This is a genomic window from Hamadaea sp. (assembly GCF_013362815.1).
GTDB lineage: Bacteria > Actinomycetota > Actinomycetes > Mycobacteriales > Micromonosporaceae > Hamadaea.
On record NZ_JABFVK010000017.1, the window covers coordinates 32,965 to 59,684 of the forward strand.

Consider the following 26,720-nt stretch of genomic DNA (forward strand, 5'->3'; position numbering starts at 1 on the left):
TGAGACCGAACCTAGTCGGTGTCGAGGCTGCGCTTGCGCCGGAGGTACTTCTCGCGGAATTCCAGCGGCACGAACACCAGCGTGATCACGACGTCAGCCACGATCGCCCACAGCACCACGGTCCAGGGATCGAGGTGCGGTAGACCGGCGCTCTCCGCCCAGCTCGTGGTGAGGCCGAGCGGTGGGAAGCCCTCCCAGAACAGGAACCACAACAGTGGGCCCAGTCCGACGGCGAGCCCGTACGCCGTGTAGTGCCCCGCGTGCGAGAACCCGATGCCCAGCAGGATCGCCAGGATCAGGAAGACCACGACGGCGACTCGCTGACCGCTGTCGGTCGGGAAGCCGTCGGTGATCACCTCGCCGAGCGACTTGCCGCTGTTGAGCACCTGCCGCCAGAACACCGCCAGGAGCACGATCGCCCCGACGATGACGACGGCGAAGAGCAACCCGCGGAATATCTTCGCGCCCCCGCTGCTCTCGGTTTCGGACATGCCTTTGCTCTCCTCCCCTTGGAGGCCGGCGACGTGAGGGTCCCGGCCCCGAACGCCGACACGCTACTGGAAAGAGTCCACTCAGGCAGCGCGTCGCTGAGTGCCGCCACGGCGGGCCGCCGATGCGCCCACAGATCGTCTCATCGAAGTCGAAGCGAGGCGACGTCCGGCCGAACCGAAGTCGGTGACCGATCCGGTGACGTCGGCGTCGCACCCCGAGGACACCGCACGCAGCTCAAACGCGGTGTCGTCCAGTTCGGCCGCACAGACGTGCCGGGTCTCGGCGAAGTCCTCGGCGTCGCTCTCGCTCCGTCCGGTCTGGACCGCGTACGCCGCGAGGCGCTCACTGCTGTCGGTGATCCGATCCTGCCGGGCCCGGACGGCCAACGCCTGGGCCGCCACCGCCTCGCGTTCCCGGCGACGCCCTTCGAGCCGCAGGTGCTCCGCACGGCGAGCGGCAGCCAAGGCGACGCTGCGTGCCCCGCTCACGATGGCGGCGTCGGGGTTGATCGGCCGGGCGGCGATCTCGGCCCAGGCCGCGTGCGCGGCGCGCTGCCGCTCGTGCATCCGTTCCCGGCGGCGCGCCGCCTGCTGGGAGATGGACGGCAGCGGCTGCCCCGCCGCGTCGCACCAGGCCGCCAGCAGGTTGAGAACCTGCCGCTCGACGCGAGCGGGCGAGTCGCCCGCGAGTGGCACTCCGCGCGCCGCACTGCCGTCCGGGTCGTGGTCGAGCGCGTGGACCACGTCCAACGGCGTCCAGCCGGCCTCGAAGAACCGGCCGATGCGGCGACGCAGCTCGGGTGGCTGCAACTCGCGCAGACTCACGAGCTCGTAGAGCAGCCAGCGGACGGCCTGCTCCTGGTCGGCGCGCCCGACGGGCACCCGCGCGGGGTCGACCGACGAATGGCCGAACGCCCAGTACGGGTGGCACTCGGGACAGCGGCGTTCGCTGTCGCCCAGGTCGAACCTGCGCGTCTGCTGATCGCATCGGCCGCACCAGGGCGGCATCTCCATCGCCATGACCGGGACTCCCTGCTGTCTCAGGCAGCGGTTAGGGGTGAAGCACCTGTCACGGCCGACGATAACGGTGAGGTACGACAAAAACTCCGAGCGTTACCCGAACACCTGTCCCAAGATGCCGTCATGGCAGGTCACGCACTGCGGCTGGCCGGGCGCGAGCTGCCCGTCGGAGTTGCTCGACGAGTTCACCGCTGCGAAGGTCGTCCACTGGGAAGCGCCGCCAGCAGGTCCGCCAGCTCCGTCGGACGGCTGAACATCGGCCAGTGGTCGCCCAGCGACTCGACCACATCCGCGCCTTGGAGCAGCGCGAAGTACGGGTGGCCCGACGCGATCATTCCGCGTACCTGGTCGGCGGGGAACCCGCAGGTGACGAGGGTCTGCGGCAGGTTCGCGTACTCCGGGGTGTAGTGCACGCCCTGGGTCACCGAGGCGAACGGATGCGGCCTGCCCTCCTCCTTCAAGTGCTCCGGAACGGGCACCAGGCCGTCCACGACCGAGGCGCGCGTCTGCTCCTGCTCCTCCGGCGAGGTGGTGTCGAACTGCGACATCCCCTCCGGCAACGGCCCACTGTCCACATAGACCACACGGCCGATCCGGTCCGCGACCTGCCCGGCCGCCGTCGACACCACCATGCCGCCGTAACTGTGGCCCACCAGTACCACGTCACGCAGATCGTTCTTCTCCAGCACCGCGATCAGCTCGGCCACGTGCGCGTCCAGGTCCGTGCCCGGTTCCAGATTCAAATCCAACGGGTACGCCGAATGCCCGAGCGAGGTCAGCCGGCTCACCACGTCACGCCAGGCCGACGCGCCGAGCCACATTCCGGGAACAAGTACGAAGGTCGTCATACGAACCACGCTAGACCTGATTGCGGACAGGTCCTGTCCTCGTTGTGCCTCCATCTTCGGCGGACGTCGCGTGCCTCTGGCGGCCGGGCCCCCCGAGCGGGCGCGCGCCGGGCGGCGGGTGGTACGCCATCGACCTGATCTTGGAGCCGTAGCGTGCATGGCGTACCACCGACGCGCCGACCGTTTCTCGCGACGGTCATGCGAGCAGCGCGCGCTCGATGTCGCTGTGGCGACGGCCGCGCGCCGCTATCCGCAGATCACCGAGCCAGCCCTGCAACCGGCCGCCGGCCTGCTCGATCTCGGCGATCTTGTCCGCACCGAGGTCTTCGAGGAGCCGGAAGACGATCTCGCCGTCGGAGCGCTGCGCCCAGCCGCCGACGATGCGCCCGTCGCTCCACACCGTCGCGCCGACGTTGCCCGTCCGGTCGAACACCATCCCGGAGTGCTCGCCGAGGTACCAATCCCGGGCAGACCAGCCCATCGGCGTCGGGTCCAACGCGGGGAGCAGCGCGACCCAGGGCTCCGGCTCCGGCACCGGATCGGCGTCCTCCGCGAGGACGAAACCGGGCTGTCCGTCGAGGTCGACCTCGACCGCACCGATCGCGGCGAGCGCCTTGCGAGCCTGGGTGAGCGTCCAGCCGGCCCACCACTTGAGGTCGGACGCGGGCGCGGGGCCGAACGCGGCCAGCCACCGCCGGGCCAACTCCGCGCGGGCCTCCTCCTCCTCGATCTCCGGTACGCCGCCCGGCAGCCACTTCTCCATGGGCGACCAGGTCCACTGCGTATTCGTCCAAGTGCCCCCGGCCGGACGGCCCCGCGCGACGCGACCCTCGACAGCGAGCAGGAACAGAACCCAGGCAGTGATCGTCTGAGTGGACTCATAGGGTTTACCAGGCGCGATGGTGACCTGCGTACGCAGTCTCGGCTCGTCGACGGACAGCTGCGCCGCCGTCGCCTCGCCGCGCGCGGCCAGCGCCGTCTCCGTGGCGCGTTCCAGGTCGGCGAGCCAAGCGGCGTCCCCCGCACCCGCATCGGCCAGCAACTTGAGGTACGTCTTGCGCGATTGGGCCGCCACGGCCACTCCGCAGGACCGCTGGATCGCCGGGACGAGGTCGAGCGGGGCGACGAACAGCGTACGCCGCATGCCGTGCAGGCGAAGGAGCGTGCGATCGGCGTACAACGCCTGGTCGACGGCCTCCACGGTGACGCCGGGACAGCGGGCGAAGACCGACAGATAGACGGTCGCCGGATCAGTCGCGTGAAGTACGCCCACCGCCCGCACCGCCTCGTCGATCGAGCCCGCCGGGGTGCTGAGCCGGTGTCGCCGAGCCAGCCGCGCTCGCCGTTCGGCCACCGTGATCGTCCGCATGCCCCGTTGATACCAGAGCCCCCCGACACCCCGGCCGATTCGCCGCCACCCGGCGCGCTCCCGCGCCGCACGCCACGCCACGCCCCGCGCCACCCGGCGCACCCCGCCACCCGGCGCGCCCCCGCAGCCGTTGATCATGGAGTTTCAGCCACGACACACCGCTCGATCACGCCCGTTAGTTCATGATCGCGCGGAAAAGGCGGGAGGGATCCCCGAGAACCGGGTATGCAGGAGGAATGGCGAAGCAAGAGAGATCCGCCGCCCTCGACCGCCTCCTGGATCGCGCGTACGCGGACGGCGGCAAGCTGAGCACGGCCGAGCTGCGGGCCGAGGCCGAACGTGAGAAGGCGCCGTCGGGGCTGCTCGCCCGGCTGGACCTGGTGCCGGAGGGCGAGTACACCCGGGAGGGCCTGCTCAAGGCGTTGCCGGACGAGGACGCCGACCTGTGGCGCGATCCGGAGTCGTTGCCGCTCTCGGAGTTGGACCGCGCGCTCGCGACGTACTCGTCGGACGGTCAGGCCGACGACGTCACCGGCGGAGACGCCGGAGCCGAGGAGGAGTTCGGCGAAACACCCTGGGCGTTGCAGGATCACGAGAAGGGCGATCCCGATCCCGATTCGGTCGAGGGCATGCGATTGCGGCCGTCGCCGGAGGGCCGCACCGGGCCAGGCTGATCCGCGCGCATACCCTCGAACGCATGCGCACAGCGTTCGAGCAGGCCTGGACAGCGCTCGGCGGCGGGCCGGCGCCCGCGTACTCCGTCGACGATCAGCCGGTGTTGGCCGCCGCGCTGCCCGTCGCCGACCTCGCGTTGGCGACGGTGACCGCATGCGCCTGTGCGGCCGCGGAGCTGGGACACGCCCGCGACGTGAAGATCGATGCCGCCAGAGTGGCGACCGCGTTCGCCAGCGAGCGGCACTTGCGCCGCGACGGGCACGCGTACAGCACCTTCGCGCCCGAGTCGGCGTTCTTCCGGGCCGCCGACGGCTGGGTGCGTACCCACGCGAACTATCCGCATCACCGCGAACGGCTCCACCACGTCCTCGGCGACGACATCGAGGCGGCCATCGCCGTACGGTCCGCGCACGAGGTGGAGACGCAGGTCCTGGCCGCGGGCGGGCTCGCGTTCGCGGTGCGTACGGCCGAGCAATGGGCGAGTTCCGCGCCCGGCCAGGCCGTCGCCCGGCTGCCGTTGATCGCTCATTCCGCCGATCCGGGGATACGCCGAAAGCAGCCCCCCGAGTTCACCGGTGATCGGCCGGCCACCGGATACCGAGTGCTGGACTTGACGAGGGTGATCGCCGGCCCGGTCGCCACACGTACGCTCGCCTTCTTGGGGGCCGACGTCCTCCGGATCGATCCGCCCCAGCTCCCGGAGCTGGAAGGACAGTGGCTGGACACCGGGATCGGCAAGCGTTCCACACAGCTCGACCTAGCCCGTCCCACCGACCGCGCGACCTTCGAGGAACTGCTGGCCGACACCGACGTCGTGGTGACCGGCTACCGGCCAGGTGCGCTGGATCGGTTCGGGCTGTCCCCGGCCGCCCTCGTCGATCGGCGTCCCGGCCTGGTCGTCGCGCGGTTGTCCGCTTGGGGTACCGAAGGACCTTGGGCAGAGCAGCGTGGCTTCGACAGTCTGGTGCAGGCGGCCACCGGCATCGCACTCATCGAGGGCACTGTGGACAGACCGGGCGTACTGCCGGCGCAGGCGCTCGATCACGGCACCGGCTACCTCCTCGCCGCGGCCGTGCTGCGCGCATTAGCGGCACAGGTCAGCACCGGCACTGGTCACGTCGCCGAGCTCTGCCTTGCGCGTACCAGTAAATGGCTCTTGGAACTTCCCGCGCGCGAACAGCTCGCCGGACGCGAGCCGGAACCGACGCTGACCACGGTGGGTGACCTGACCGTGGCCCAGCCCGCGTTCGGTTCCGGCTCGTGGCCTGAGCCGCGCTAGCCCTGATACTGCGCGACGATCTTCGTGAAGTCGTAGGGCTGCTGGGAGATGCCGCTGCAGGCGTCGGCGTCGGTGCCGGTGCCGCAAGCGCGGTCTCTATTGATCGACCAGTACGCGAACCGCCCGAGATGCTTGCTCTTGGCGTAGGTGAGCATCTGCTGGAAGTCGGCGACGGTGACGGTCTCGCCGGCCTCGTCGGTCTTGCCGTTCATCGACGAGAACCCGACGTGCGAGTACGCGACCGCGTCCGAATACCCGTACGCGTTCTTGACCGCGTTCTTGAGCCCTTCGGTGGCCGCGATGGTGGCGTCGCCCATGTCGCCGGAGAAGCCGCCGTAGTCGAACGGCATGATCGCCCACACGTCGTTGGCCAGCCCGGAGTTCGCGCCCCGGCTGATCATGTCGAGACCGGTGCTGTCGGGGCCGGTCGGCGTGGTGCCGAAAGTGATGATCGTCTTGACGCCCGGATTGTTGGTCTTGACGATCTTCAGGGCGTCGATCACCCGCTGCCGGACGGTGGCACTCGACCACTCCGTGGCCTCGATGTCGATGTCGATCGCCTTCAGCCCGTACGCGTTGATCACCTTCTGGTACGCCCCGGCCAGCGACGACGCGCTCGTGCACTTCTCGCCGAGCTTGTTGCCGGACCAGCCGCCGATGGAGACCATGACGTCGCCGCCGTTGGCCCGGATGCGGTTGATCTGAGTCTGGTCGTTGCCGCCGGTCAACGGGCGGCTGCCGTCCCACGCCGGGTTGCAGGTGCCGTCGGAGAGGATGAAGGCGAGGGTGAACCACTTGATCCCGGTGGTGTTCATGACGGTGACCGGGTCTTGCGGGCTGCCCCAGCCGAGGTACTCGTAGGGCGCGGCGGCCATCGGGTTCGACGGGGGCGTCGTCCCTCCACTAGAGACAGTGATCTTGTCGAGGTTGGGGCCGCCGTTGGCGGTCGTCGCCGTCCCGCGTACGGTGTTGGCCCCGGCGTTCAAGGTCACGGTCTGCGGAATGTCCGCCCAGGTGTCCCAGGTCGACGTCGAGGCGAAGTTCAGTGAGCCGTTGACGGTCGACCCGTTGACGACGACCGACAGCGGCCGGTCGGCCGTGGTGCCGTTGGACGCGCGGAAGGTCAACGTGTACGCACCAGCGGTCGCCACAGTCACCGAGCACTGCACGTAGGAACCGCTGAGGTTGTCGTAGTTCACGAATCCGGTGCCGGTGAACCCGGTGTGATTGGCCTCCACGACGCCCTGCGAGATCGTGCAGTCCTCGGCCTGGTAGACGTCGCTGACCGGAGCGGCGGCGACTTCGAAGTCAAGGTAGTCGATGTTCGCGTCGCCGTTGGCGGTGGTCGCCGCGAGCTTGATCGTGTTCGACCCGGCGACGACGGGCACCGTCACCGTCTTGGTGACCCACGTCGTCCACGCCCCGGTTCCCGGGAAGGAGACAGTGGACCCCGCCGTCGCGCCGTTGACGACGACGTTCGCCGGGCGGTCGGTGGTGGTGCCGTTGGCGTACCTGATGCCAAGGGTGGCCGTTCCCGCGCCGGCCGCGGTCACGGTCCAGGTCACCGAGCCACCGACGGCGTTGGCGGTGTTGCAGAACCCGGTTCCGGAGAACCCGGCCCAGTTCGAGTCGATCGTGCCGTCGCAGCTGCCGTTCTCTGCCTCATACCTGGTCGGAGCGGCCGACGCCGCAGGCGCCCCGATCACGGTGGCCAGCAGTGCGGAGGTGAGGACGGCCGCCCGCACGAGGGCGTGTCTCTTCATGCCCTTCCTTTCTGCTTTCTGTTAGGTAATCTGACTAACTGACGCATCACCATAGAGCAGTCCGTCGATCCTCGAAAGAGGCGCGTCGTCGAAAGACCGGAATAGAGGGATGAATCGTTGACGCGCCCTTAACACCGTGGATATCTTCACGTGAACCACGGACGCCTGAGCAACATCTGTCTACATACGTGAACTCGATCCCGCGCCCCGAACACCTTCCCTCAAGGAGTGACCGTGAAGAGACTTCGGTACGCCGTCGCCCTTCTCGCCGCTGTGGCCACCGCGCTGTCGGTCACCGCGTGCGGCGGCGACGACGGAACCAAGCAGAACGACAAGGGCGAACTGGAGATCTGGATCCGGCAGGCGGCCGACTCCGACTCCGCGAAGACCGCCCAGCGCCTGGCCGAGGCGTTCACCAAGGCCAGCGGCATCCCGACCAAGGTCGTGGCGATCTTCGACGACTTCGAGACCAAGCTTCAGCAGCAGGGTGCGCAGCACAAGCTGCCCGACATCGTCATCAACGACACCGCTCAGCTCGGCAACATGCAGTCGCAGGGCTGGCTGCGCGAGGTGAACAAGTCCACTTTCGGCGGTGGTGACAAGATCTCCGAGCGAGCCTGGAAGGCGGCGACCGCCACCGACGGCAAGTACTACGGAGTCCCCTTCTCGGCGCAGGCCTTCCTGCTGCTGGTCCGGGCGGACTGGCGGAAGAAGCTGAACCTGCCCGAGCCCAAGTCGTGGGCCGACCTCGCCGCGCTGGCCTCGGCGTTCACGAAGAACGACCCGGACGGCAACGGCAAGGCCGACACCGCGGGGTTCGACATCCCGGGGACCACGCAGCGCGGCTACATGTCCTGGTACGCCTCCTCGTACATCTGGGGCAACGGCGGCGACTTCATCGAGGCGGCCGGCACGGGCAAGTGGAAGCCGGCCATCAACAACGCCAAGTCCGTCGAAGCGGTGCAGTGGTTGCAGGATCGGTTCTGCGACGACAAGTCGGTCAACGCGGGTGCGGTGAACAACAACACCACGATCGCCCACGAGGTCTTCGAGAAGAACCAGGCCGGCATCTACCTCGTCGGCCCCTACGTGCTGGCCCGGTTCGTGAAGAGCCTGGGCACGGACAAAGTGGAGGCCATCCCGCTGCCGGCCGGTCCGTCCGGTGGGCCGGGCGCGCTGGCCGAGGGTGAGAACGTCTACCTGATGGCCGGCTCGGACAACCAGACCGGGCAGCAGAAGTTCGCCGAGTTCGCCACGTCGGTCGAGGGTCAGAAGATCGGCATGAACGCCGACAACAACGGCGCGATCGTCCGGCTGCCGGTCAACACCGGCGTCGACATGGCCTCGGTCCGGCAGGATCCGCGGTGGCAGACCTTCAAGAAGGTCTACGACGACGCCGGCGTCTACACCCCGCCGGTGCCGAACTGGGCGCCGTTCCGCCAGACCTCGGCCGACGCGATCAACGCCGTGATGGCCGACTGCGGCGCCGACGTCAAGACAGCCATGGACAAGCTGGCCGGGCAGCTCGGCGACCTGCTGTCGAAGCAGAGCGCACTGGGCTGATGACCGTTCGGACCGCGGAGGCCCGCCGCGCCAACGGGCCCACCGAGGAGCCGGGACGCACTCCGGAGCGCCGCCGAAAGTGGCGGCGCTCCCCCTACGTGCCCTGGCTGTTCCTTGCTCCCGCCTTGATCCTGATCTTCTACTTCAAGTACCTGCCGATGGCGTACGGCCTGCGGATGAGCTTCTACGAAGTCCGCGGCTACCTCGGGGATCTCTACGTCGGCGGGCAGAACTACTCCGACATCGTGACGGACGACAAGTTCACGGCGGCGGCGTGGCACAGCGTCGTGCTCGCCGTCGGCACCACCGCCGGTTCGATGTTCTTCGGGCTGATCCTCGCACTGCTGCTCGAAGGCAGCTCCCGTACGCTCTGGTTCGTCCGCACGGCGGCATTCCTGCCGGTGGTCACCACCATCGCGGTCGCCGCCGAAGTGTGGCGGATCCTCTACCACCCCGCCGCCGACGGCCCGCTCAACTCGATCCTCGGCCTGATCGGCATCTCCCCCCAGCCGTTCCTCGCCGACGAGCAGAGTTCGCTGCTGTCGGTCATGGGCGTGGGGATCTGGCGCGGCGCGCCCTACGACATGATGATCTTCCTGGCCGGGCTCGCCGGGGTGGACCGAAGCCTCTACGAATCGTCCGCTGTGGACGGTGCGAACACCTGGCATCGGTTCCGCCACGTCACCGTGCCCGCCCTGCGCCCGGTCTTCGCCATCCTCATCACGCTCGCCGCGATCCGCGGCATCCGCGTGTTCACCGAGGTCTTCCTGCTCACCAACGGCGCGCCCAACGGGTCGACCGAGGTGCTGATGACCCTGATCTACAAACTCGGCCTCCAGCAGGGCAAACTCGGCATCGCAGCGGCCGGGTCGATCCTGCTCTTCGGAGCCACCGTCGTGCTCACCGTGGCCGTCCGGGCGCTGCGCCGGCGGGAGGTCTAGATGAGCGCCGAACGCTTCGACACCGTCCTCGGGCTCGCGTACCGGCGCGGGGCCGTGGCGCGCATCCTCGTCATCCTGTTGTACGCAATCCTGGTGCTGGTCTTCGCCGGTCCGTTGGTGGCCCTGATGATCGGGGCCTTCAGCAAGGTCGTCGACCCGACCGGGTTCTCCCTCATCCCCGAGGGCGGCTTCACCTTGCGCAACTTCATCGCGGCCGGGGACCGCAACGTCTACCACTACCTCTTCAACTCGTTCGTGGTGGTGGGCTTCGGTCTCCTGCTGCAGATGCTCGTAAGCGTCTTCGCGGCGTACGCCTTGGCCCGGCACAAGATGCGGCTGGCCGCGCTGATCATGCTGATCATCCTGGCGACGATGATGCTGCCCGAGGAGGTCATCGCGATCCCGTTGTCGGTGGTGCTCGCCGACCTGCCCCCGTTCGACCTCGACCTGATCGGCACGTACGCCGGCATGATCCTGCCGGTCGGCGCGTGGGGCTTCTCCATCCTCGTGATGACGGAGTTCATGAAGGAGGTGCCGGTCGAGCTGGAGGAGGCGGCTCGCATCGACGGCGCGGGCGAGCTGCGTACGTTCTTCTCGGTCATCCTGCCGTTGTGCCGGCCGGCCCTCGGGGTCATCGGTGTCTTCGGGTTCACGATGATCTGGGATCAGTACCTGCTGCCGCTGATCGTGGCCACCGACGCGACGCAGTACACGTTGCCGATCGCGCTGCGTACGCTGCGCTCGGACGAGGAGGTCGGGATCGGTGTGCTGCTCGCCGCCTCGATGCTCGCGCTGCTGCCCTCGGTGATCGCCTTCCTCGCCTTCCAGCGTCAGTTCGTCCGGGGGCTGACCAGCGGGGCGGTCAAGGGGTGACGGTGGACCGGTCGTAGTGCGCGCGGGCGTGTGCGATGTCGGCCGCGTGGGCCTCGGCCCAGTCGATGAGTTCCCACGCGGTCTTCAGCAGCGTCTGCCCCATGGTGGTCAGCTCGTAGTCCACCCGGGGCGGCACGACCGCGTGCACCGTACGCTCGACCAGCCCGTCGCGTTCGAGGTTGCGCAACGTCACGGTGAGCATCCGCTGGCTGATCCCCTCGATGGAGCGTTTGAGGTCGGTGAACCGGCGGCTGCCGTCGCGCAACTCGTAGACGACGTTGAGCGACCACTTGTCGCCGACTCGGTCGAGCACGTCGCGAACCTGGCAGGTCAGCTCGTCGTGAACAGACAGGTCCACGGTTACCCCCACGTCACTGAGGCAGGTTTTCCTCACTGAGGCAGAAAATAGTGCCTTCTTCCGCTTCCGTCCAGAGTTCCCGACGATGGGGTCAGTTACTCGGGAGAACTGAGGAAGGAAGCACCACATGACCCAGCAAGCCCCCGCGATCGACGAGACGTTCGGCGTACCGGCCTCGGCGGAGCAGCTCGACAAGACGGCCGAAGCGTTGCGCGCCAACGGTTTCGTCGTCCACGTCGTCGACACCGCCGAGGACGCCCGCAAGCTCGTCGTCGGCGAGCTCGTGCCGCGCGACCTCACCGTCTTCACCGCCAGCAGCGAAACCCTGCGGCTGTCGGGCATCCTCGCCGACCTCGACGAGTCCGGCGGCTTCCAGTCCGTCCGCGCCGAGGCGGGCGAACTAGGCGACGACCTGTGGGCCCGGATTCGGCTGGGCGCACTGCCGGACGTCGTCGTCGGCAGCGTGCACGCCGTCACTGCGGAGGGTCACCTCGTGATCGGCTCGGCCAGCGGCAGCCAGTTCGCCCCGTACGCCTCCGGCGCGAAGAAGGCGGTCTGGGTCGTCGGCGCGCAGAAGCTCGTCCCCGATCTCGCGACCGGCCTGCGGCGACTGCGTACGCACAGCCTGCCGAAGGAGTGGCGGCGGCTGACCGAACTGGTCGGGCAGACCTCGTTCCTCAGCCGCATCCTCATCATCGAGCACGAATGGTTGCCGGAACGCGGAGTGGTGGTGCTCGTCCGGGAGACGATCGGCTTCTAGGTCGCCGGTCGACGTCTACGCGGTCGGGAGGATGAGGAAACCGGTGTCGCCCGCCGGTTCTTCCTCCTCCACCGTGAAGCTCTTCACCACGGCGTCCTCCGGACCGCGCCGCGCCCAGTTCAGCAGCCGTTCCACGTCGGCCGGCGCGCCTTCGAAGGCCGCTTCGACGGCGCCGTCGCGGCGATTGCGAACCCAGCCGGCAACGTTATGCGCCAGCGCTTTGCGGCGGCAGGTGTCGCGGAAGTAGACGCCTTGTACCAGGCCGGCGACCACCACCCGCCTGCGGATTAGCTCGCCCATCAGCCGAGATCCACCACGATGGGAGCATGGTCCGACGGGCCCTTGCCCTTGCGGGCCTCCCGGTCGATGTAGGCCCGGGTCACCCGGTCGGTGAGCGCCTTGGTCGCGTACACGAGGTCGATGCGCATTCCCTTGTCCTGGTGGAACATCCCGGCTCGGTAGTCCCAGTAGGTGAACGGATTCGGTCCCTTCATCGGCTGCGGGACGATGTCGTGCAGGCCGAGGTCCCGCAGGCGGGCCAGGGCCGCGCGCTCGTCCGGCGTCACGTGGGTCGCCCCGATGAACTGCGCGGGGTCCCAGACGTCCGCGTCGGTCGGTGCCACGTTGTAGTCGCCGCACACCGCGAGCTGCGCCCACTGTCCCAGCTCGTCGGCGAGCGCGGTCCGCAGGGCCGCCAACCAGTTCAACTTGTACGCGTAATGCGGGTCGTCGGGGGTGCGCCCGTTCGGCACGTAGACCGACCACACCCGTACGCCGCCGCAGGTCGCGCCGAGCGCCCGCGCCTCGGGGTCGGGGAAGCCCGGTTCGCCGGGGAAGCCGACCGACACGTCGGCCAGCCCGACCCGGGACAGCACGGCGACCCCGTTCCACCGGCTCAGCCCGTGAGCTGCGGTCTCGTAACCGAGCTTGTCCACCTCGGCGACCGGGAACTCGGCCGTCTTCGTCTCCTGGAGGCAGACGACGTCGGGTTGGACGGACTCCAGCCACTCGAGCAGCCTCGGTAGACGGGCGTTGACCGAATTGACGTTCCAGGTCGCCAGTCGCATGACCCCACCGTAGGCCATAGGGGTGACACCCCGTGCGCGTGGGATGATCGAGTCCATGGCGAAGTTCGCGGTCCTCCTGCGGGGCATCAACGTCGGTGGCAGCAACAAGGTCGGCATGGCCGACCTGCGGGCTCTGCTCGGCGAGCTCGGCTTCACCGAGGTGAAGACGCTGCTCCAGAGCGGCAACGCCGTCTTCGACGCTCCGAAGGGCACCCCGGCGCAGCTCGCCGAGCAGATCGAGAAGGCGCTGGAAGAGCGCTACGGCCGGGTGATCGGCTGCGTCGTGGTGACCCGGGCCGACCTGGACCGCATCGTCGAAGCCAATCCGCTGGCCGGGATCGCCGACAAGCCCTCCTACCAGCTCGTCACCTTCCTCAACGGCAAGCCGGAGGCGAAACTGTTCGCCGACGACGACGCGACGGCGTACGCCCCGGAGGTCGTGCTGGTGGGCGAACGCGAGATCCACTCGTGGCACCCGAACGGTCAGGCCAACTCGAAGCTCAGCCCGACCTGGTGGAAGAAGCGGCTGCCCGGGCTGGTCGCGACCGCCCGGAACTGGAACACCGTCCTGAAGCTGCGCGACCTGCTCGACTAGCCGTCGGCGGCCGGGTCAGCCGCGCGGGTGCTTGGCGACGAAGTCCGCGATGTACTCGTTCAGCTTCACCGTCGGCTCCCAGCCCAGTGTGGCCGCCTTGCTGGTGTCGGCCCGGCCCCGCGTACGCTCGCCCCGCAGCGCGGGCACCATCTCGATCTCGGTGCCGAACATCTGCGCGACCTCCAGCAGCGGCCACTCCCGGCCGGTGCCGAGCAGGTAGCCGTCGCCGGAGCCCTTCTCGGCAGCCAGCACCACGCCCCGGACGATGTCGCTCACGTGCGTGAAGTCGCGGGTCTGCGTACCGGGGTCGACGACGGTCAGCGGCTCGCCCGCGAGGTACTGGCGCTCGAAGATGCCGATGACGGTCGCGTAGCGACCCTCGGTGATGTGCCACGGCCCGTACGCGTTGTAGAAGTACGTGATCGCGTAGTCCAGCCCGTACCAGCTCGCGAAGTTCTTGATGTACTCGATGTTCTTCGCCTTGGTCCAGGCGTACGGGTTGAGGTTCTCGTCCGCCCCGTCGTTGCCGAACTTCGAGCTCGATCCGGCGTACACCAGCTTCGCGCCGTGCTCGTGGGCGAACTTGACGACCTCTTTCGTCCCGTGGAGGTTGAACTCCCAGGTGAGGTCGATGTCGTCGAAGGACTGCACGATCCGGGAGTACTCCCCCAGGTGGAACACGGTGTCCGGGCCGGGCAGGCCATGCTCGGCCCAGATCTTGCGGATGTCGACCGTCGACCCCGTCAAGTACCGCACCCGCGGATCGGCGACGTGTTTTTCCACGGATCCCGTGAAGTAGTTGTCCACGGAGATGATCTGGGCGTCGGGGCGCTCCGTCAGCAGGAGCTTGATCAGATTGCCGCCGACGAACCCGGCGCCGCCGGTCACGAGGATCGTAGAAGTCACCCGACCACTTTAGTTGCGCAGGCCGCCGACCAGGTAGCCGACCGGTGGCCCGATACGATTCGCCGGAATTGGGTATCGGTGTCCCATGCTTGTCATCGGAACCTCGGGCTGGCAGTACCGAGACTGGCGGGGCCGGTTCTACCCGGCGGACCTGGCCCAAGCGCACTGGCTGGAGTACTACGCCGAGCGCTTCGCCACCGTCGAGGTCAACAACGCGTTCTACCGCCTGCCCAAGCGCTCGACCTTCGAGCAGTGGCGGGCGCGCACGCCGGACGGGTTCTGCGTCGCGGTGAAGATGAGCCGCTATCTGACCCACATCAAGCGGCTCAACGAGCCCGCCGAGCCGGTCGCGCGATTCCTCGGCCGGGCCGAGGCGCTCGGCGACCGGCTCGGGCCGGTACTGCTGCAACTTCCGCCGACGCTGCGGGCTGACACCGACGCGCTCATCGAGACGCTCCAGCGCTTCCCCCGAGACGTCCGGGTGGCGGTCGAACCGCGGCACTCCTCCTGGTGGACTGACGACGTACGCCGCGCATTGGAGAAGCACAACGCCGCCCTGAGCTGGGCGGATCGGGGTGGGCGCCCGGTCACGCCGCTGTGGCGTACGGCGGACTTCGGTTATCTGCGGCTGCACGAGGGGCGAGCACATCCCCGGCCGCACTATGGGCGTACGGCGTTGAAGACCTGGCTCGCCCGGATCGAGGACGCGTTCGACGCCGAACCCGTCTACGTGTACTTCAACAACGATCACGGCGCGGCCGCCACCGACAACGCGGAGACCCTCGTCCGACTGGCTAAAACGTGAGCACCACCTTGCCGGGCAGGCCGCCGGTCGCCATGATCCGGTGTGCCTCAGCCGCCCGCTCGAACGGGATGGTCGCCGCGACCCGCGTACGCAGCCGCCCGACGGCCGCCGCCGTCACCAGGTCGCGCAACGTCCGCTGATCCGGCCGGACGAGCACGACCTGCTGGCGTACGCCCCGCGCCGGGTCGACCGGCTCGGTCGGACGGGTAGTCACGAGGATTCCGCCGTCCTTGGTCGCCTCCGCCGCCGCCCGGCCCACCGGAACCGCGTCGAGGACCGCTGGTGCCTGACCGGCCGCGCCCGGCCCCGCCGACCGCGTGACGACCTCGTCCGCGCCGATCTCGCGTACCCAATCTTGATCATGATCGTTCGCCACGGCCAGGACGCGCCGCCCGGACTGGCGGGCAAGCTGGACCGCGAGCCCACCCACCCCACCGCTCGCCCCCACCACCAGCAGCGGGCCCTCGCCCGCGAGCATCCGCACGGCCTGGCTCGCGGTCTGGCCGTTGAGCGGCAGCGTGGACGCGGTCGCATAGTCGAGTGCGGTGGGCAGTTCGGTGATCCAGTCGACGTCGACCGCGAGGAGCTGGGCGTACGAGCCGGGCGCGCCGCGCGTGAGGTGCCACGGCACGAGACCGGCCACCCGATCGCCGACGTGGAACCGGCTGTCCGACGCGCCGACCGCCACCACGTCGCCGGCGAAGTCCCAGCCCGGGAGGAACGGCGGCGTGACCGGGCCACCCGGGAGCCGCCCCGTCCGGGCCGCCGCGTCGGCGGGTTGTACGCACACCGCTCGTACGCGGACGAGCACCTGACCTGGCCCGGCGACCGGATCGGGCAGGTCCACGACGTGCAGGACCTCCGGTCCACCCAGCGCGGTGACTGCGATCGCACGCATCTCCCACCTCCGTGGCGTCCAGTGTGGACGGCGCTTATCACCATCGCAAGCATCGATCTACATCTCAGGAACGTGACGTAGCTCGCAGCCTCTGGTCGATCCGGACTCCAGTCCGCTACCGTTCTCGAAGTAAGCGGACTTCGGTCCGAATCTGAGGAGGGTTCTCGTGAGCAAGCTTCTGCACATCTCCGCGTCGCCCCGGGGTGACCGTTCCGAGTCGCTCGGCCTGGGCGAGACGTTCCTGGCGACCTACCGCACGGCGAACCCCGGCGCCGAGATCGACACCTGGGACCTCTGGGACGGCACCCTGCCGGCGTTCGGCCCGGCAGCCGCCAACGCCAAGATGACGATCTTCGCCGGTCAGACGCCGGTCGGCGACGAGGCGTACGCCTGGGACAGCGCGCGGGCCGCGTTCGAGCGGTTCAACGCGTACGACCGGTATCTGTTCACCGTTCCCATGTGGAACAGCGGCGTTCCCTACATCCTCAAGCAGTTCATCGACGTGGTGAGCCAGCCGGGGATGGCCTTCTCCTTCGACGCCACCACCGGATACACCGGTCTGCTCAGCGGGAAGAAGGCGGCCGTGATCTACACCGGCGCGGTGTACGGCGAGGGCCGCGGCCCGGCCTTCGGCCTCGACTACCAGCAGCCGTTCTTCCGCAGCTGGCTGAACTGGGCCGGCATCACCGACGTCGCCGAGGTCGCCTTCCGCCCGAATCTCGTCACCGCCGACGCCGCAACCGGCCGAGAGATCGCCCGAGCCGCCCTAACCGACCTCGCGAAGACCTTCTAGTCGCCCGCACCACCGCACCACCCTGCTGGATCAGGGTTCTGGGTCGAATCTTGAGTCAAGATTCGACCCAGAACCCTGATCCAGCCCCAAAGACCGGCGCCGAACGACGCACCCGGACCACGGGACTGCAACGCCGTAGAAGCATGCGAACGCCGTCCAACCCCACTCGCCTAAACCCCTACGGCCGCAGGCAATTCGGCTGGGGCATGGGTGACCCGCGGCGGGATCAAGCCTGACCGCCCAGAGCGGGTCACCCATGCCCCAGCCCTTACCCCGGCTTGACAACCACGCCGAACACATCGAGACTCGTGAACGACAAAGCGGCTTGGCGCGGCGTACCAACGGACGTGACGCGCTCAGTGAGAACTGCCCCGGCCGGCAACCTCTCTCCAGAGGAGCCGCACCGTGCGCAGAAAACTAGCCATAGCCGCCGCCCTGATCCTGGCCTCCGCCGTCGCAGTGATCGCACAGCGGGCGTCGGCGGCCGACGCCTTGCTCTCCCGGGACAAGCCGACGACGGCGTCGTCGGTCGAGTCCTCGGCGTACGCCGCGCAGTACGCCGTCGACGGCAACACCACCACGAGATGGGCCAGCGCCGAAGGATCCGATCCACAGTGGATCCGCGTCGATCTCGGCGCGACCGTTCCCATCTCCCGCATCCGCCTCGTCTGGGAGGCCGCGTACGCGTCGGCGTACCGGTTGGAGGCGTCCACCGACGGATCGGCGTGGACCACGATCAAGTCCGTGACCGGGGAGAACGGGGGCACCGACGACCACACGGGGTTGTCAGCCTCCGCGCGGTACGTCCGCATGTACGGCACCCAGCGCGGCACGTCCTACGGCTATTCGCTGTTCGAGTTCGAGGTCTACGGGCCGGGTAGCCAGAACACCGCCGACTACCAGGCGGAAGACGCGACGCTGTCGCAGGCGGCCGTCGCCGCCAACCACACCGGGTTCACCGGCACGGGTTTCGTGGACTACGTGAACGTCGCCGGCGGCTGGATCGAGTGGACGGTCACCGCGGCCGCCGCCGGTCCGGCGACCCTCACCTTCCGGTACGCCAACGGCACCACCGCCAACCGCCCGCTCGACGTCGCGGTCAACGGTGTGACGGTGGCGTCGGGGGTGGCCTTCAACCCCACCGCGAACTGGGACACCTGGACGACGCAGTCCGTCACCGCAACGCTGAACGCCGGGAGCAACACCGTACGCGCGACCGCCACAGCGAGCACGGGCGGCCCCAATGTCGACAAACTGACCCTCGGAACGGCGGGCAGCCCAAGTCCCACGAGCAGTCCCAGCCCGAGTCCCAGTCCCACGGGCAACCCGGGAACCCAGTTCACCGTGGCCGCCGCCGGTGACATCGCCGAGCAGTGCACGGCGTCGTCCAGCTCGTGCCAGCACCCGAAGACGGCCGCCCTGGTGACGGCGATGAACCCGGCGTTCGTCCTCACGATGGGCGACAACCAGTACGACGACGCGCGCTTGTCGGACTTCCAGAATTACTTCGACAAGACCTGGGGCGTCTTCAAGCCCAAGATGCATCCCGCGCCCGGCAACCATGAGACCTACGACCCGGCCGGGTCGATGGCGGGCTACAAGTCGTACTTCGGGAGCATCGCGTACCCCCAGGGCAAGGCGTACTACAGCTACGACTTCGGCAACTGGCACTTCATCGCGCTCGACTCGAACACGCTGACCGATTCGGCCCAGCTGACCTGGCTGCAGAACGATCTGGCCGCGACCACGAAGGGCTGCGTCGCGGCGTACTGGCATCATCCGTTGTTCAGCTCGGGCGAGCACGGCAACGATCCGGTCAGCCGCCAGGCGTGGCAACTGCTGTACGCCGCCCACGCCGATCTCGTCCTCAATGGACACGACCACCACTACGAGCGGTTCGGCCCGCAGAGCCCGACGGCGGCGGCCGACCCGAACGGGATCGTCGAGGTGCTCGGCGGCATGGGCGGGGCGTCGCCGTACTCCATCGTGAACGTGCAGCCCAACAGCCAGAAGCGGCTGTCCGGCACGTTCGGCGTCCTGAAGCTCTCGTTCACCGACACGACCTTCTCGTGGCAGCTGATCGGGACCGACGGCGCCGTCAAGGACACCAGCCCGACCTACACCTGCCACTGATGTACGTAACTGTCGGCCGGGACACTCCGGCACCGGGACGGCGGGCGCTGCGCGCCGTCCCGGCCACCGTGCTCGTCCTCGGCACGGTCAGCCTGATCACGGACGTCTCCTCGGAGATGGTCACAGCGGTGATGCCGCTCTATCTCGCCCTCGCCCTCGGGCTCACCCCGCTGCAGCTCGGGCTGGCCGACGCGCTGTCTTTCGGAGTCACCGCCGTGCTCCGTCCGATCGGCGGGCGCGTCTCCGACCGCTGGCGGGCCAAGCCGGTGGCGGTCTTCGGCTACGCGCTCTCGGCGGTCGCGAAGGCCGGCGTACTGGTCGCGGGGGCGGCGATCGGGCCGCTGGCCGCTGCCATCGTCGCCGATCGCACCGGGAAGGGCCTGCGTACCGCGCCTCGGGACGCGATGATCGCCGCCTCGGTCGCGCCGGAGCGGCAGGGCACGGCCTTCGGCGTACACCGGGCGATGGACACGCTGGGTGCGCTGGTCGGTCCGCTGGTCGCCTTGGCCGTCCTGGCCGCCACCGGCGGTGCGTACCGGGCGGTGTTCGGCGTGAGCTTCTGCATCGCGTTGCTGGGCGTCGGCGTTCTGCTGCTTCATGTCCGCGACAGTCCAGTGCGGACAGAAACGGTACCGCCGATGTGGACCGTCCTCAAAGATCGGTCGCTGCGCCGGATCTGCCTCGCTGCCGCCGGGCTCGGCCTGTTCACGGTCAGCGACTTCTTCGTGTATCTGCTGCTCCAGCGGTCCGGCGCGGTGCCGATCCAGTACTTCCCACTGCTCCCGCTGGGCACGGCCGCCGTCTACCTGCTGCTCGCGGTTCCGCTCGGCCGCCTGGCCGACACTCGCCGCGTCGAGGTCCTGCTCGGTGGGCATCTCGCGCTCGTCGCCGCTCTTCTCCTGCTCATTGGTACGCACACAGCAGCGGTCGCGCTGGTCGGTGTGCTGGCCCTCCACGGGCTCTTCTATGCGGCCACCGACGGGGTGCTCATGGCCCTGGCGGCACCGCAGGTACCCCCCGCTGGGCGTACCACTGGATTGGCTGTGATCCAGACGGTGCAGGCAGCCGCGCGATTCGTCTCATCGCTGGCGGTCGGCGCGTTGTGGACGGCGTGGAGTGAGCGGACGGCGTTGCTGGTGATGGCGGTGGGCTTGACCGCGGCCGTCGCGGGCGCGGCGAAGGTTTTGCGATGAAGCGGGCCTGGATCACGGCGCTCGTGGCGGTCGTCCTGCTCGGCGGCGCGACCGCGTACGCCGTGAGCGTCCGGCAACCCGCCGCTCCGGCAACAGTCCAAGATGGACTGACCGACGGGCGGCTCTACTTCCGTGCCGCCACCGGCCAGCTGACCTCGGTACGCGCGTCCGACCCGACCGGCGAGCGGGAAGCGCTCGGCCTGCGATGTGACCGGTTCGCAGCCGCCCAGGCGAGTGCGATCTGCCTGATCGCGAACGCGGGACCGGGGTTGCCGACGACGACCGCGCTGATCCTCGATCGCGACCTGCACGAGACGCGGCGCATCAACCTGGCCGGGATTCCGAGCCGGGCCCAGGTGTCGCGGACCGGGCGGATGATCTCCTGGACGGTCTTCGTGACCGGGGATTCATACCGGGCGAGCGGCTTCTCGACCTGGACGGGCATCCTCGACACCCGCACCGGGTACGCCGTGGTCAACATGGAGAACATCCACCTCTATGTCGACGGCGAGCGATACCACTCCCCTGATGTGAACTACTGGGGTGTCACGTTCGCCGCGGACGACACGACGTTCTACGCGACCGCGAGTACGCGTGGCCGGACGTATCTGGTCCGCGGGGACTACGCGAAATGGGAAGCGCATACGGTGACGACCGGGGTCGAATGCCCGTCGCTGTCGCCGGACGGCACCCGGATCGTCTACAAGAGACGGGACGATTCGGCGGCCGGAGCGCCCTGGCGGCTGGCCGTGCTGGACCTGAGCACCCTGCGGTCGACGACTCTGGCCGAGGCGCAGGGCGTGGACGATCAAGCGATCTGGCTCGATCCCGCGACCGTGGCGTACGCCCGCGACGGTGAGGTCTTCGCCGTCCCCGCCGACGGCAGCGGCGTACCCCGGCGGCTGGTCGCTGACGGAACCTCGCCGGTCCTCTTCAGAGCACCCGAGTGACGCCCTCCTCCTCGACCCGGCTCTCCACCAGGGCCGGGTCGAGGTTGGCGCACAGGACGACGGAGGCACCGACCGTCATCGGCGCCAGCAGCCATTTCACGGGGTGATCGTGCTCGTTCGCGTCGATGAGCACCCGGTCGCCGGCCTGGATGCCCATCTGCGCGGCGAGTTCGCGGGCCAGCTGCTCCCAGGCCCCGTACGTCGTGCCGTCGACGCTCGCCGGGTCGCTGCCGAGGACCTCCTCATAAGGCGGTGTGACCGCGTCGCGTTGCTCGACCATCGCTTCGAAGTCGAGGTAGCCCTCCGGGACGGGTCCGCCCACTGCGAACTGCCAATTGGCCGGCGGCACGTCCTCCAGCATGCTGCGTACGCGGTCCGGGGAGGCGAACACGACGTCGTAGGGACCGCCGGGTTCACCGAGCCCGGCGGTCGCGTACCCGCGATAGTCCACGCTGATCCCGATCGACCACGCCCCGAGCAGCACCGCGGCGGTGAGCCAATGCGGCGGCAGCAGTACGCCCGCCCGATCGCCCCGGCGTAACCGGCATTCGCCGGTGAGCAGATCCGCCGTACGCCCCGCCCAGACCCCGAGGTCGGCGGCCGACAGCGCGACCCGCTCACCGGACTTGTCGTCGTAGTACGTCAGCACGTCGTACATCGTCCCACTAGCGTCGTAGCCCTAGACGTCGTCCCACTTGAACAGCATGGCGGCCGCGCCGGTCACCACGACGGTGAAGCCGAGCAGGATGCCGATCGCCGGGAGCGTCGCCGTCGGGGACTGCCCCCGGACCATCACGTCCTGCATCGAGGTGACCAGATGCTTGAGCGGCAGGAAGTTCGACAGCGTTCGCAGCCAGCCGGGCGCGTTGTCGAGCGGGAAGAACGAGCCGGACAGGAAGGCCATCGGCAGCACGATCAGGTTGGCGATGGCGCTGGCCGCCTCGGGCGTCTTGGACACCGCCCCGGCGAGCAGGCCGATCGAGAGGAATGCCAAGGTGCCCGCGACCATGATGGGAATGAACGCCCACCAATAGGACGACAGTTGTAAGCCGAAGGCCGGTAGCAGCGCGACGCCGATGAAGATGGCCGACTGAAGCAGCGCGATGCCGATGCTGACGCCGACCCGGGCGGTCACGATCGAGCCGACCGAGACCGGCGAGAGGCGCAGCCGCCGCAGGATCTTCTTCTGCCGCCAGGACACCAGCGTCAATGCCGCGCCGAAGGTCGCGCCGCTGGCGATCGCCCAGCCGAGCAGACCCGGCGTCATGTACTGGATCGCTTTCATCGACTTGTCCTCGACCGGCTCGGCCGACAACGTCAACGCGGGCGTCGTGACTCCCGCCATCGTCAGGTTGCCCTGCTGGACGATGCTCTCCATGATCCCGCGGACGGTGGCCGCCTTGACCTGGTCGGCGGCCGAGAAGTGCACGATGACCTTTCCGCCCTGCTGCTCGACGGCGGCGGCGGAGTCACCGGCCCGCACCTTCTCCAGGGCGGCGGCGAGGTCGTCGGTCTTCGTGATCTTCAGGACCTGCTCGAGGTCGCCCCGGGCGTCGGCCGGGATCTGATCCAGCACCGCCACCGAGCCGACCTGCAGGACGTCGGTCTTGGAGACCCCGGAGTCCTTGAAGAGCGCGCCGAACACGCTGAGGAACATCAGCGGGAACAGGATGGTGAAGAAGGTGGCGGTCTTGTCGCGCACGAAGCCGAGCGCCATCGCCTTGGACAGGCTGACGAAACTGGTCACGCGCGGTACTCCCGTCCGGTGAGGTTGAGGAAGACGTCTTCGAGGGTCGCGCCGCGTACGGACAGGCCGCGGAGAGCGTCGCGTTCGGCGAGCGCCGCGAGGATCGGGGCCGGCTGCCGGGTGGCGAAGGTCAGCGAGACGCCGTCGTCGTCGATTTCGGCTCCGTCGGCGAGCGCTCGGGCGGCGTCCAGCGAGATCGTGCCGCTCTCGATCGCGATGCGGGTCGGTGCGTCCAGTTCGCGTACCAGCACCGCGGGCGGACCGGACTGCAGGATCTGGCCATGGTCCATGATGGCGACCCGGTCGCAGAGCGACTCGGCTTCGTCCAGGTAGTGCGTGGTCAGCACGACCGTGCGGCCCTGCTGGTTGATGTCGCGCAGCACGTCCCACAGATTGCGGCGGGCCTGGGGGTCGAGGCCCGACGTCGGCTCGTCGAGGAACACGACGTCCGGGTCGTGCGCCAGCGCGCACGCGATCGAGAGCCGCTGCTGCTGCCCGCCCGACAACTTCTCGTGCGGCAGGCTGCCCATTTCCTCCAGCCCCACGATCGCCAGCCACTCGTCGGCTCGCTTCGCCGATACGCCGTACAGCGAGGCGAAGGTGCGGATCTGCTCGCGGGCGGTGAGCCGCTCGAAGAACGCGCTCGCCTGCAGTTGTACGCCGATGCGCGGCAACAGCTTCGGGTTGCGCGGCCACGGGCTCTCGCCGAGGACGGCGATCCGGCCCGAGTCGGGCTCCCGGAGGCCCTCGATCATCTCCAGAGTGGTGGTCTTGCCAGCGCCGTTCGGGCCGAGGATGCCGAAGAACTCGCCCGACTGGACCTCGAACGAGACCCCGTCGACGGCTTTCACCTCGCCGTACGCCTTTCGCAGGTCGCTGACCTCGATGGTGGGTGTTGACATGCGGTGCACTCTAACGACCATCGGCAACTCGGTTTCTATGCTGTCACGATGCATGTCGAGTTGATCACGATCATCGTCGAGAAGTACGACCCGGCCATCCGCTTTTTCACCGAGGTGCTCGGCTTCGACCTCGTCGAGGACGTCCCATCGACCACAAACGACGGTCGGGCGAAGCGCTGGGTCGTCGTACGCCCGCCCGGCGCGCGTACGGGGATCCTGTTGGCGCAGGCCGACGGCGAGCGGCAGTACGCCGCCGTCGGCGATCAGCTGGCCGGTCGAGTCGGCTTCTTCCTGCGCGTCGACGACTTCGATGCGGCGTACGCCCGCATGACGGCGGCCGGTGTGGAGTTCCTGACCCAGCCGCGCGACGAGGCGTACGGGCGCATCGCGGTGTTCCGCGACATCGCCGGGAACAAGTGGGACCTGCTCGGCCCCGGCCCTAGTTCCCCGAGCGAAGCGTCAGCAGCGTGATCTCGCTGGGCGCGAACACCCGGAACGGCGGGCCCCAAAAGCCGGTGCCGCGGCTGGTGTAGAGCTGCGTCCGCTCGCCGTGCCGGCTCAACCCGGCGACGGCCGGCTGGTCCACCCGGACCAGGTAATGGAACGGCCAGATCTGCCCACCGTGGGTATGCCCCGACAGCTGCAGGTCGACGCCGTGCTCGACGGCGTGCCGGATCTGCTTCGGCTGGTGGGCGAGCAGGAGCACCGGCAACGCCGGATCGGCTCCGGTGAGGGCCGCGCCGAGATCCTCGCCGTGGCCGGGCAGGCCCGATCCGGCGGCGGTCACGTCGTCGACGCCGGCGATCACCAGCCGGTCGCCGGAACGTTCGACGACGACGTGCCGATTACGCAGCGCCTCCCAGCCGAGCTCCCTCATCCGCTCGACCCAGCCCTGCGCCTCGCTGTAGTACTCGTGGTTACCGGTGACATAGGTACGCGCCAACGCAGCGCGTACGCGGCCGAGCGGTTCCGACTGCTCCCGCCGCGCCTCGGCGGTGCCGTCGGCGATGTCGCCGGTGTGGCAGACGACGTCCGGCTCCAGCGTGTTGACCGTCTCGGTCACCTTGGCCGACCAGCGCGTCCGGTTGATCGGGCCGTAGTGCGTGTCGGTGATGAGGACGACTCGCGCGCCGTCGAATCCCGCGCCCAACCGTGGGATCGTCACCTCGACGCGGCGCACTCGGGGCACACGCATCGCTTCGGCGTACCCGTAGAGGAGGAGAAGGACCGAGACGGCCGCGACCGACCCGGCTGCCGCGCGAGCTCCGGTCTGCCCGTCGATCCCACCGAGCGCGAGCGCCCCGCGCAGCAGCGTGCCGAGCACGGACCAGGTGAACAGCACCCAGATCACGCCGAGCAGCACGTCACCGGCGCGGGCGGCCCAGTCGCGGCCGCGGCCGTGCCCGAGGAACATGAGGCCGGGGAACGCGGCCAGCGCGACGACGAACACCACGCTGCCGAGCACCTCGACCGGAGTGGACCAGCCGGGCGCGGCGACCAGCGTCCACCACGGCACGCCGAACAACAGCGCGAGGACGACGACCAAGGCCGCCACGAAGAAGAGGGCGCGGGACGATCGGCGGGTCTCGACGGTGGCTTCGCCAGCGGTCATGAGGGCGGCTCCTTAGGCGCTCAGTCTCTCGATTGTGGCCGCGATCGGCGTGATCGCCCACTTTCAGGGCGAGACCGCCAGGACCAGGTACGCCGCCAGGATCGACAGATGCACGCCACCCTGCAACGGAGTCGCCCGGCCCGGGATGACCGTGAGCGTCCCGACGACGACAGTCAGCGCCAGCAGCACGATGTGCGTGGAACTCAGCCCGAGGATGAGCCGGTCGTTCAGCCAGAACGAGGCCACCGCGACGGCCGGGATGGTCAGGCCGATGCTCGCCATCGCCGAGCCGAGGGCGAGATTGAGACTGGTCTGTACGCGGTCGCGCCGGGCCGCTCGGACGGCCGCGATCGACTCGGGCAGCAGCACGAGCATGGCGATGACGACGCCGACGACGGACGCGGGTAGCCCGGCCTGGGCCACGCCGGACTCGATCGCGGGTGAGATCGACTTGGCCAGGCCCACCACCGACCCCAGCGCGACCAGCAGCAGAGCCAGACTCAGCCAGGTCTGCTTCAACGTCGGCGGATCGGCGTGGCTCTCCTCGTCGATGACCTCGCCCTTCGTGGTGATCGGCAGGAAGTAGTCGCGATGGCGGACCGTCTGCGTCGTCACGAAGAGCGCGTACAGCAGCAAGGCCGCCGTCGCGGCGAAGATGAGTTGCGCCGTCGAGAACTGCGGCCCCGGGGCACTCGTCGTGAAGGTCGGCTCGACGAGGCTCAGGGTCGCGACGGTCGCGACACTGGCCAGCGCGGCTCCCGTGCCTTCGGGGTTGAAGACGGCGATCCCTCGCTTGAGCGCGCCCACCAGCAGGCACAGCCCGAAGATGCCGTTGCAGGTGATCATGACCGCGGCGAACACGGTGTCACGGGCCAGCGCGGCGTTCTTCTCCCCGCCGCCGATCATCAGCGACACGATCAGCCCGACCTCGATGATGGTCACCGCGACCGCCAGCACCAAGGACCCGAACGGCTCCCCGACCCGATGGGCGATCACCTCCGCGTGGTGCACCGCCGCGAGAACGGCGCCGGCCAGCACGAGCGCGGCGAGGGCGACGGCGAACCCGGGCAGATCCCGATGCCACACGCCGACCAGCACGACGATCGCCAGTGGCGGCATCAGCAGCGCCCAGTACTCCATCAGCCGGGTGAACATGCTCCCGAGTCTGACGGATGAATG

The 26,720-nt window shown here is 69.0% G+C and carries 28 protein-coding genes; 13 read left to right on the forward strand and 15 right to left on the reverse strand.

Annotation, left to right across the window (positions count from 1 at the left end; translation table 11 throughout):
* Positions 1-11 precede the first annotated feature (11 nt).
* The 4 genes from HOV77_RS10595 to HOV77_RS10610 form a co-directional block, all read right to left on the reverse strand.
* Positions 12-491 (reverse strand): hypothetical protein, encoded by a 480-nt coding sequence (locus tag HOV77_RS10595; protein ID WP_290860848.1) that lies wholly within the window; start codon positions 489-491, stop codon positions 12-14.
* Positions 492-572: 81 nt separating this feature from the next.
* Positions 573-1,511: a hypothetical protein gene (locus tag HOV77_RS10600; protein WP_290860850.1), complete on the reverse strand. Its 939-nt coding sequence runs from the start codon at positions 1,509-1,511 to the stop codon at positions 573-575.
* A 185-nt stretch (positions 1,512-1,696) separates the two neighbouring features.
* Positions 1,697-2,359 (reverse strand): alpha/beta hydrolase, encoded by a 663-nt coding sequence (locus tag HOV77_RS10605; RefSeq protein ID WP_290860852.1) that lies wholly within the window; start codon positions 2,357-2,359, stop codon positions 1,697-1,699.
* 196 nt (positions 2,360-2,555) lie between these two features.
* Positions 2,556-3,728: a winged helix DNA-binding domain-containing protein gene (locus tag HOV77_RS10610; RefSeq protein ID WP_290860854.1), complete on the reverse strand. Its 1,173-nt coding sequence runs from the start codon at positions 3,726-3,728 to the stop codon at positions 2,556-2,558.
* 236 nt (positions 3,729-3,964) lie between these two features.
* On the opposite strand from HOV77_RS10610, the gene HOV77_RS10615 reads away from it, so the two are divergent.
* Both HOV77_RS10615 and HOV77_RS10620 read left to right on the forward strand, forming a co-directional pair.
* Complete coding sequence (locus tag HOV77_RS10615) at positions 3,965-4,402, forward strand: hypothetical protein (RefSeq protein WP_290860856.1); 438 nt, start codon at positions 3,965-3,967, stop codon at positions 4,400-4,402.
* A 23-nt stretch (positions 4,403-4,425) separates the two neighbouring features.
* On the forward strand, positions 4,426-5,682 hold the full coding sequence (locus HOV77_RS10620) for a CoA transferase (protein WP_290860858.1): 1,257 nt from the start codon (positions 4,426-4,428) through the stop codon (positions 5,680-5,682).
* On the opposite strand, the gene HOV77_RS10625 is transcribed toward HOV77_RS10620, so the two are convergent.
* Positions 5,679-7,445 (reverse strand): carbohydrate-binding protein, encoded by a 1,767-nt coding sequence (locus HOV77_RS10625; RefSeq protein WP_290860860.1) that lies wholly within the window; start codon positions 7,443-7,445, stop codon positions 5,679-5,681. The two genes, HOV77_RS10620 and HOV77_RS10625, sit on opposite strands and share 4 nt — an antisense overlap.
* Positions 7,446-7,679: 234 nt before the next feature.
* On the opposite strand from HOV77_RS10625, the gene HOV77_RS10630 reads away from it, so the two are divergent.
* The 3 genes from HOV77_RS10630 to HOV77_RS10640 are packed head-to-tail and all read left to right on the forward strand — an operon-like array spanning position 7,680 to position 10,822.
* Positions 7,680-9,008 (forward strand): sugar ABC transporter substrate-binding protein, encoded by a 1,329-nt coding sequence (locus HOV77_RS10630; RefSeq protein WP_290860862.1) that lies wholly within the window; start codon positions 7,680-7,682, stop codon positions 9,006-9,008.
* On the forward strand, positions 9,008-9,949 hold the full coding sequence (locus HOV77_RS10635) for a sugar ABC transporter permease (RefSeq protein WP_290860864.1): 942 nt from the start codon (positions 9,008-9,010) through the stop codon (positions 9,947-9,949). The genes HOV77_RS10630 and HOV77_RS10635 overlap by 1 nt, the downstream gene beginning before the upstream one ends.
* Positions 9,950-10,822: a carbohydrate ABC transporter permease gene (locus HOV77_RS10640; RefSeq protein ID WP_290860866.1), complete on the forward strand. Its 873-nt coding sequence runs from the start codon at positions 9,950-9,952 to the stop codon at positions 10,820-10,822.
* On the opposite strand, the gene HOV77_RS10645 is transcribed toward HOV77_RS10640, so the two are convergent.
* A complete protein-coding gene (locus tag HOV77_RS10645) occupies positions 10,812-11,180 on the reverse strand; it encodes a helix-turn-helix domain-containing protein (protein ID WP_290860868.1) in 369 nt (122 codons plus the stop codon). The two genes, HOV77_RS10640 and HOV77_RS10645, sit on opposite strands and share 11 nt — an antisense overlap.
* A 127-nt stretch (positions 11,181-11,307) precedes the next feature.
* Between HOV77_RS10645 and HOV77_RS10650 the strand changes: the two genes are divergently transcribed.
* A complete protein-coding gene (locus HOV77_RS10650) occupies positions 11,308-11,940 on the forward strand; it encodes an LUD domain-containing protein (RefSeq protein ID WP_290860869.1) in 633 nt (210 codons plus the stop codon).
* 15 nt (positions 11,941-11,955) lie between these two features.
* Here the strand turns inward: HOV77_RS10650 and HOV77_RS10655 are convergent, their stop codons facing one another.
* Together HOV77_RS10655 and HOV77_RS10660 are read right to left on the reverse strand one after the other, a co-directional pair.
* Complete coding sequence (locus HOV77_RS10655; protein WP_290860871.1) at positions 11,956-12,240, reverse strand: acylphosphatase; 285 nt, start codon at positions 12,238-12,240, stop codon at positions 11,956-11,958.
* On the reverse strand, positions 12,240-13,007 hold the full coding sequence (locus HOV77_RS10660) for an exodeoxyribonuclease III (RefSeq protein ID WP_290860873.1): 768 nt from the start codon (positions 13,005-13,007) through the stop codon (positions 12,240-12,242). The genes HOV77_RS10655 and HOV77_RS10660 overlap by 1 nt, the downstream gene beginning before the upstream one ends.
* 55 nt (positions 13,008-13,062) lie before the next feature.
* On the opposite strand from HOV77_RS10660, the gene HOV77_RS10665 reads away from it, so the two are divergent.
* Positions 13,063-13,602 (forward strand): DUF1697 domain-containing protein, encoded by a 540-nt coding sequence (locus tag HOV77_RS10665; RefSeq protein WP_290860875.1) that lies wholly within the window; start codon positions 13,063-13,065, stop codon positions 13,600-13,602.
* A gap of 15 nt (positions 13,603-13,617) precedes the next feature.
* Here HOV77_RS10665 and HOV77_RS10670 read toward each other — a convergent pair whose 3' ends face one another.
* Positions 13,618-14,508 (reverse strand): NAD-dependent epimerase/dehydratase family protein, encoded by an 891-nt coding sequence (locus HOV77_RS10670; protein WP_290860876.1) that lies wholly within the window; start codon positions 14,506-14,508, stop codon positions 13,618-13,620.
* A gap of 85 nt (positions 14,509-14,593) precedes the next feature.
* On the opposite strand from HOV77_RS10670, the gene HOV77_RS10675 reads away from it, so the two are divergent.
* A complete protein-coding gene (locus tag HOV77_RS10675) occupies positions 14,594-15,313 on the forward strand; it encodes a DUF72 domain-containing protein (protein WP_290860878.1) in 720 nt (239 codons plus the stop codon).
* Here the strand turns inward: HOV77_RS10675 and HOV77_RS10680 are convergent.
* Entirely contained in the window at positions 15,303-16,211 is a 909-nt protein-coding gene (locus tag HOV77_RS10680) for an NADP-dependent oxidoreductase (RefSeq protein WP_290860880.1), read from the reverse strand. The genes HOV77_RS10675 and HOV77_RS10680 overlap by 11 nt on opposite strands.
* Before the next feature lie 166 nt (positions 16,212-16,377).
* On the opposite strand from HOV77_RS10680, the gene HOV77_RS10685 reads away from it, so the two are divergent.
* The 4 genes from HOV77_RS10685 to HOV77_RS10700 all read left to right on the forward strand — a co-directional run bounded on the left by HOV77_RS10685 (position 16,378) and on the right by HOV77_RS10700 (position 21,280).
* Positions 16,378-17,004 carry an NAD(P)H-dependent oxidoreductase gene (locus HOV77_RS10685; RefSeq protein ID WP_290860882.1) on the forward strand — a complete coding sequence of 209 codons (627 nt, stop codon included), beginning with the start codon at positions 16,378-16,380 and terminating at the stop codon, positions 17,002-17,004.
* A gap of 405 nt (positions 17,005-17,409) precedes the next feature.
* Positions 17,410-19,137 carry a discoidin domain-containing protein gene (locus HOV77_RS10690; protein ID WP_290860884.1) on the forward strand — a complete coding sequence of 576 codons (1,728 nt, stop codon included), beginning with the start codon at positions 17,410-17,412 and terminating at the stop codon, positions 19,135-19,137.
* On the forward strand, positions 19,137-20,330 hold the full coding sequence (locus HOV77_RS10695; RefSeq protein WP_290860886.1) for an MFS transporter: 1,194 nt from the start codon (positions 19,137-19,139) through the stop codon (positions 20,328-20,330). Before HOV77_RS10690 ends, HOV77_RS10695 begins: the two co-directional genes overlap by 1 nt.
* The gene (locus HOV77_RS10700; RefSeq protein ID WP_290860889.1) at positions 20,327-21,280 is read left to right on the forward strand and encodes a hypothetical protein; all 954 of its coding nucleotides are present in this window, start codon (positions 20,327-20,329) and stop codon (positions 21,278-21,280) included. Before HOV77_RS10695 ends, HOV77_RS10700 begins: the two co-directional genes overlap by 4 nt.
* On the opposite strand, the gene HOV77_RS10705 is transcribed toward HOV77_RS10700, so the two are convergent.
* From HOV77_RS10705 to HOV77_RS10715, 3 genes are read right to left on the reverse strand one after another with little or no spacing between them, the layout of a single operon-like run.
* Complete coding sequence (locus HOV77_RS10705; protein ID WP_290860891.1) at positions 21,264-21,938, reverse strand: TIGR03089 family protein; 675 nt, start codon at positions 21,936-21,938, stop codon at positions 21,264-21,266. The genes HOV77_RS10700 and HOV77_RS10705 overlap by 17 nt on opposite strands.
* A gap of 21 nt (positions 21,939-21,959) precedes the next feature.
* Complete coding sequence (locus HOV77_RS10710; RefSeq protein ID WP_290860893.1) at positions 21,960-23,027, reverse strand: ABC transporter permease; 1,068 nt, start codon at positions 23,025-23,027, stop codon at positions 21,960-21,962.
* The gene (locus HOV77_RS10715) at positions 23,024-23,929 is read right to left on the reverse strand and encodes an ABC transporter ATP-binding protein (RefSeq protein ID WP_290860896.1); all 906 of its coding nucleotides are present in this window, start codon (positions 23,927-23,929) and stop codon (positions 23,024-23,026) included. The genes HOV77_RS10710 and HOV77_RS10715 overlap by 4 nt, the downstream gene beginning before the upstream one ends.
* Positions 23,930-23,977: 48 nt before the next feature.
* Here HOV77_RS10715 and HOV77_RS10720 point away from each other — a divergent pair, with 48 nt between their 5' ends.
* Entirely contained in the window at positions 23,978-24,400 is a 423-nt protein-coding gene (locus HOV77_RS10720) for a VOC family protein (protein ID WP_290860898.1), read from the forward strand.
* On the opposite strand, the gene HOV77_RS10725 is transcribed toward HOV77_RS10720, so the two are convergent.
* Together HOV77_RS10725 and HOV77_RS10730 are read right to left on the reverse strand one after the other, a co-directional pair.
* Positions 24,369-25,541 (reverse strand): metallophosphoesterase, encoded by a 1,173-nt coding sequence (locus HOV77_RS10725; protein ID WP_290860900.1) that lies wholly within the window; start codon positions 25,539-25,541, stop codon positions 24,369-24,371. The genes HOV77_RS10720 and HOV77_RS10725 overlap by 32 nt on opposite strands.
* Before the next feature lie 63 nt (positions 25,542-25,604).
* Positions 25,605-26,696: an ionic transporter y4hA gene (locus tag HOV77_RS10730; protein ID WP_290860902.1), complete on the reverse strand. Its 1,092-nt coding sequence runs from the start codon at positions 26,694-26,696 to the stop codon at positions 25,605-25,607.
* Between the last annotated feature and the right edge of the window lie 24 nt (positions 26,697-26,720).

What these genes read in the sequence shown, in the direction of transcription:
- HOV77_RS10595 (WP_290860848.1), bottom strand. Translation starts at nt 491, where the DNA reads ATGTCCGAAACCGAGAGCAGCGGGGGCGCGAAGATATTCCGCGGGTTG.
- HOV77_RS10600 (WP_290860850.1), bottom strand. Translation starts at nt 1,511, where the DNA reads ATGGCGATGGAGATGCCGCCCTGGTGCGGCCGATGCGATCAGCAGACG.
- HOV77_RS10605 (WP_290860852.1), bottom strand. Translation starts at nt 2,359, where the DNA reads ATGACGACCTTCGTACTTGTTCCCGGAATGTGGCTCGGCGCGTCGGCC.
- HOV77_RS10610 (WP_290860854.1), bottom strand. Translation starts at nt 3,728, where the DNA reads ATGCGGACGATCACGGTGGCCGAACGGCGAGCGCGGCTGGCTCGGCGA.
- HOV77_RS10615 (WP_290860856.1), top strand. Translation starts at nt 3,965, where the DNA reads ATGGCGAAGCAAGAGAGATCCGCCGCCCTCGACCGCCTCCTGGATCGC.
- HOV77_RS10620 (WP_290860858.1), top strand. Translation starts at nt 4,426, where the DNA reads ATGCGCACAGCGTTCGAGCAGGCCTGGACAGCGCTCGGCGGCGGGCCG.
- HOV77_RS10625 (WP_290860860.1), bottom strand. Translation starts at nt 7,445, where the DNA reads ATGAAGAGACACGCCCTCGTGCGGGCGGCCGTCCTCACCTCCGCACTG.
- HOV77_RS10635 (WP_290860864.1), top strand. Translation starts at nt 9,008, where the DNA reads ATGACCGTTCGGACCGCGGAGGCCCGCCGCGCCAACGGGCCCACCGAG.
- HOV77_RS10640 (WP_290860866.1), top strand. Translation starts at nt 9,950, where the DNA reads ATGAGCGCCGAACGCTTCGACACCGTCCTCGGGCTCGCGTACCGGCGC.
- HOV77_RS10650 (WP_290860869.1), top strand. Translation starts at nt 11,308, where the DNA reads ATGACCCAGCAAGCCCCCGCGATCGACGAGACGTTCGGCGTACCGGCC.
- HOV77_RS10655 (WP_290860871.1), bottom strand. Translation starts at nt 12,240, where the DNA reads ATGGGCGAGCTAATCCGCAGGCGGGTGGTGGTCGCCGGCCTGGTACAA.
- HOV77_RS10660 (WP_290860873.1), bottom strand. Translation starts at nt 13,007, where the DNA reads ATGCGACTGGCGACCTGGAACGTCAATTCGGTCAACGCCCGTCTACCG.
- HOV77_RS10665 (WP_290860875.1), top strand. Translation starts at nt 13,063, where the DNA reads ATGGCGAAGTTCGCGGTCCTCCTGCGGGGCATCAACGTCGGTGGCAGC.
- HOV77_RS10675 (WP_290860878.1), top strand. Translation starts at nt 14,594, where the DNA reads ATGCTTGTCATCGGAACCTCGGGCTGGCAGTACCGAGACTGGCGGGGC.
- HOV77_RS10680 (WP_290860880.1), bottom strand. Translation starts at nt 16,211, where the DNA reads ATGCGTGCGATCGCAGTCACCGCGCTGGGTGGACCGGAGGTCCTGCAC.
- HOV77_RS10695 (WP_290860886.1), top strand. Translation starts at nt 19,137, where the DNA reads ATGTACGTAACTGTCGGCCGGGACACTCCGGCACCGGGACGGCGGGCG.
- HOV77_RS10700 (WP_290860889.1), top strand. Translation starts at nt 20,327, where the DNA reads ATGAAGCGGGCCTGGATCACGGCGCTCGTGGCGGTCGTCCTGCTCGGC.
- HOV77_RS10705 (WP_290860891.1), bottom strand. Translation starts at nt 21,938, where the DNA reads ATGTACGACGTGCTGACGTACTACGACGACAAGTCCGGTGAGCGGGTC.
- HOV77_RS10715 (WP_290860896.1), bottom strand. Translation starts at nt 23,929, where the DNA reads ATGTCAACACCCACCATCGAGGTCAGCGACCTGCGAAAGGCGTACGGC.
- HOV77_RS10720 (WP_290860898.1), top strand. Translation starts at nt 23,978, where the DNA reads ATGCATGTCGAGTTGATCACGATCATCGTCGAGAAGTACGACCCGGCC.
- HOV77_RS10725 (WP_290860900.1), bottom strand. Translation starts at nt 25,541, where the DNA reads ATGACCGCTGGCGAAGCCACCGTCGAGACCCGCCGATCGTCCCGCGCC.
- HOV77_RS10730 (WP_290860902.1), bottom strand. Translation starts at nt 26,696, where the DNA reads ATGTTCACCCGGCTGATGGAGTACTGGGCGCTGCTGATGCCGCCACTG.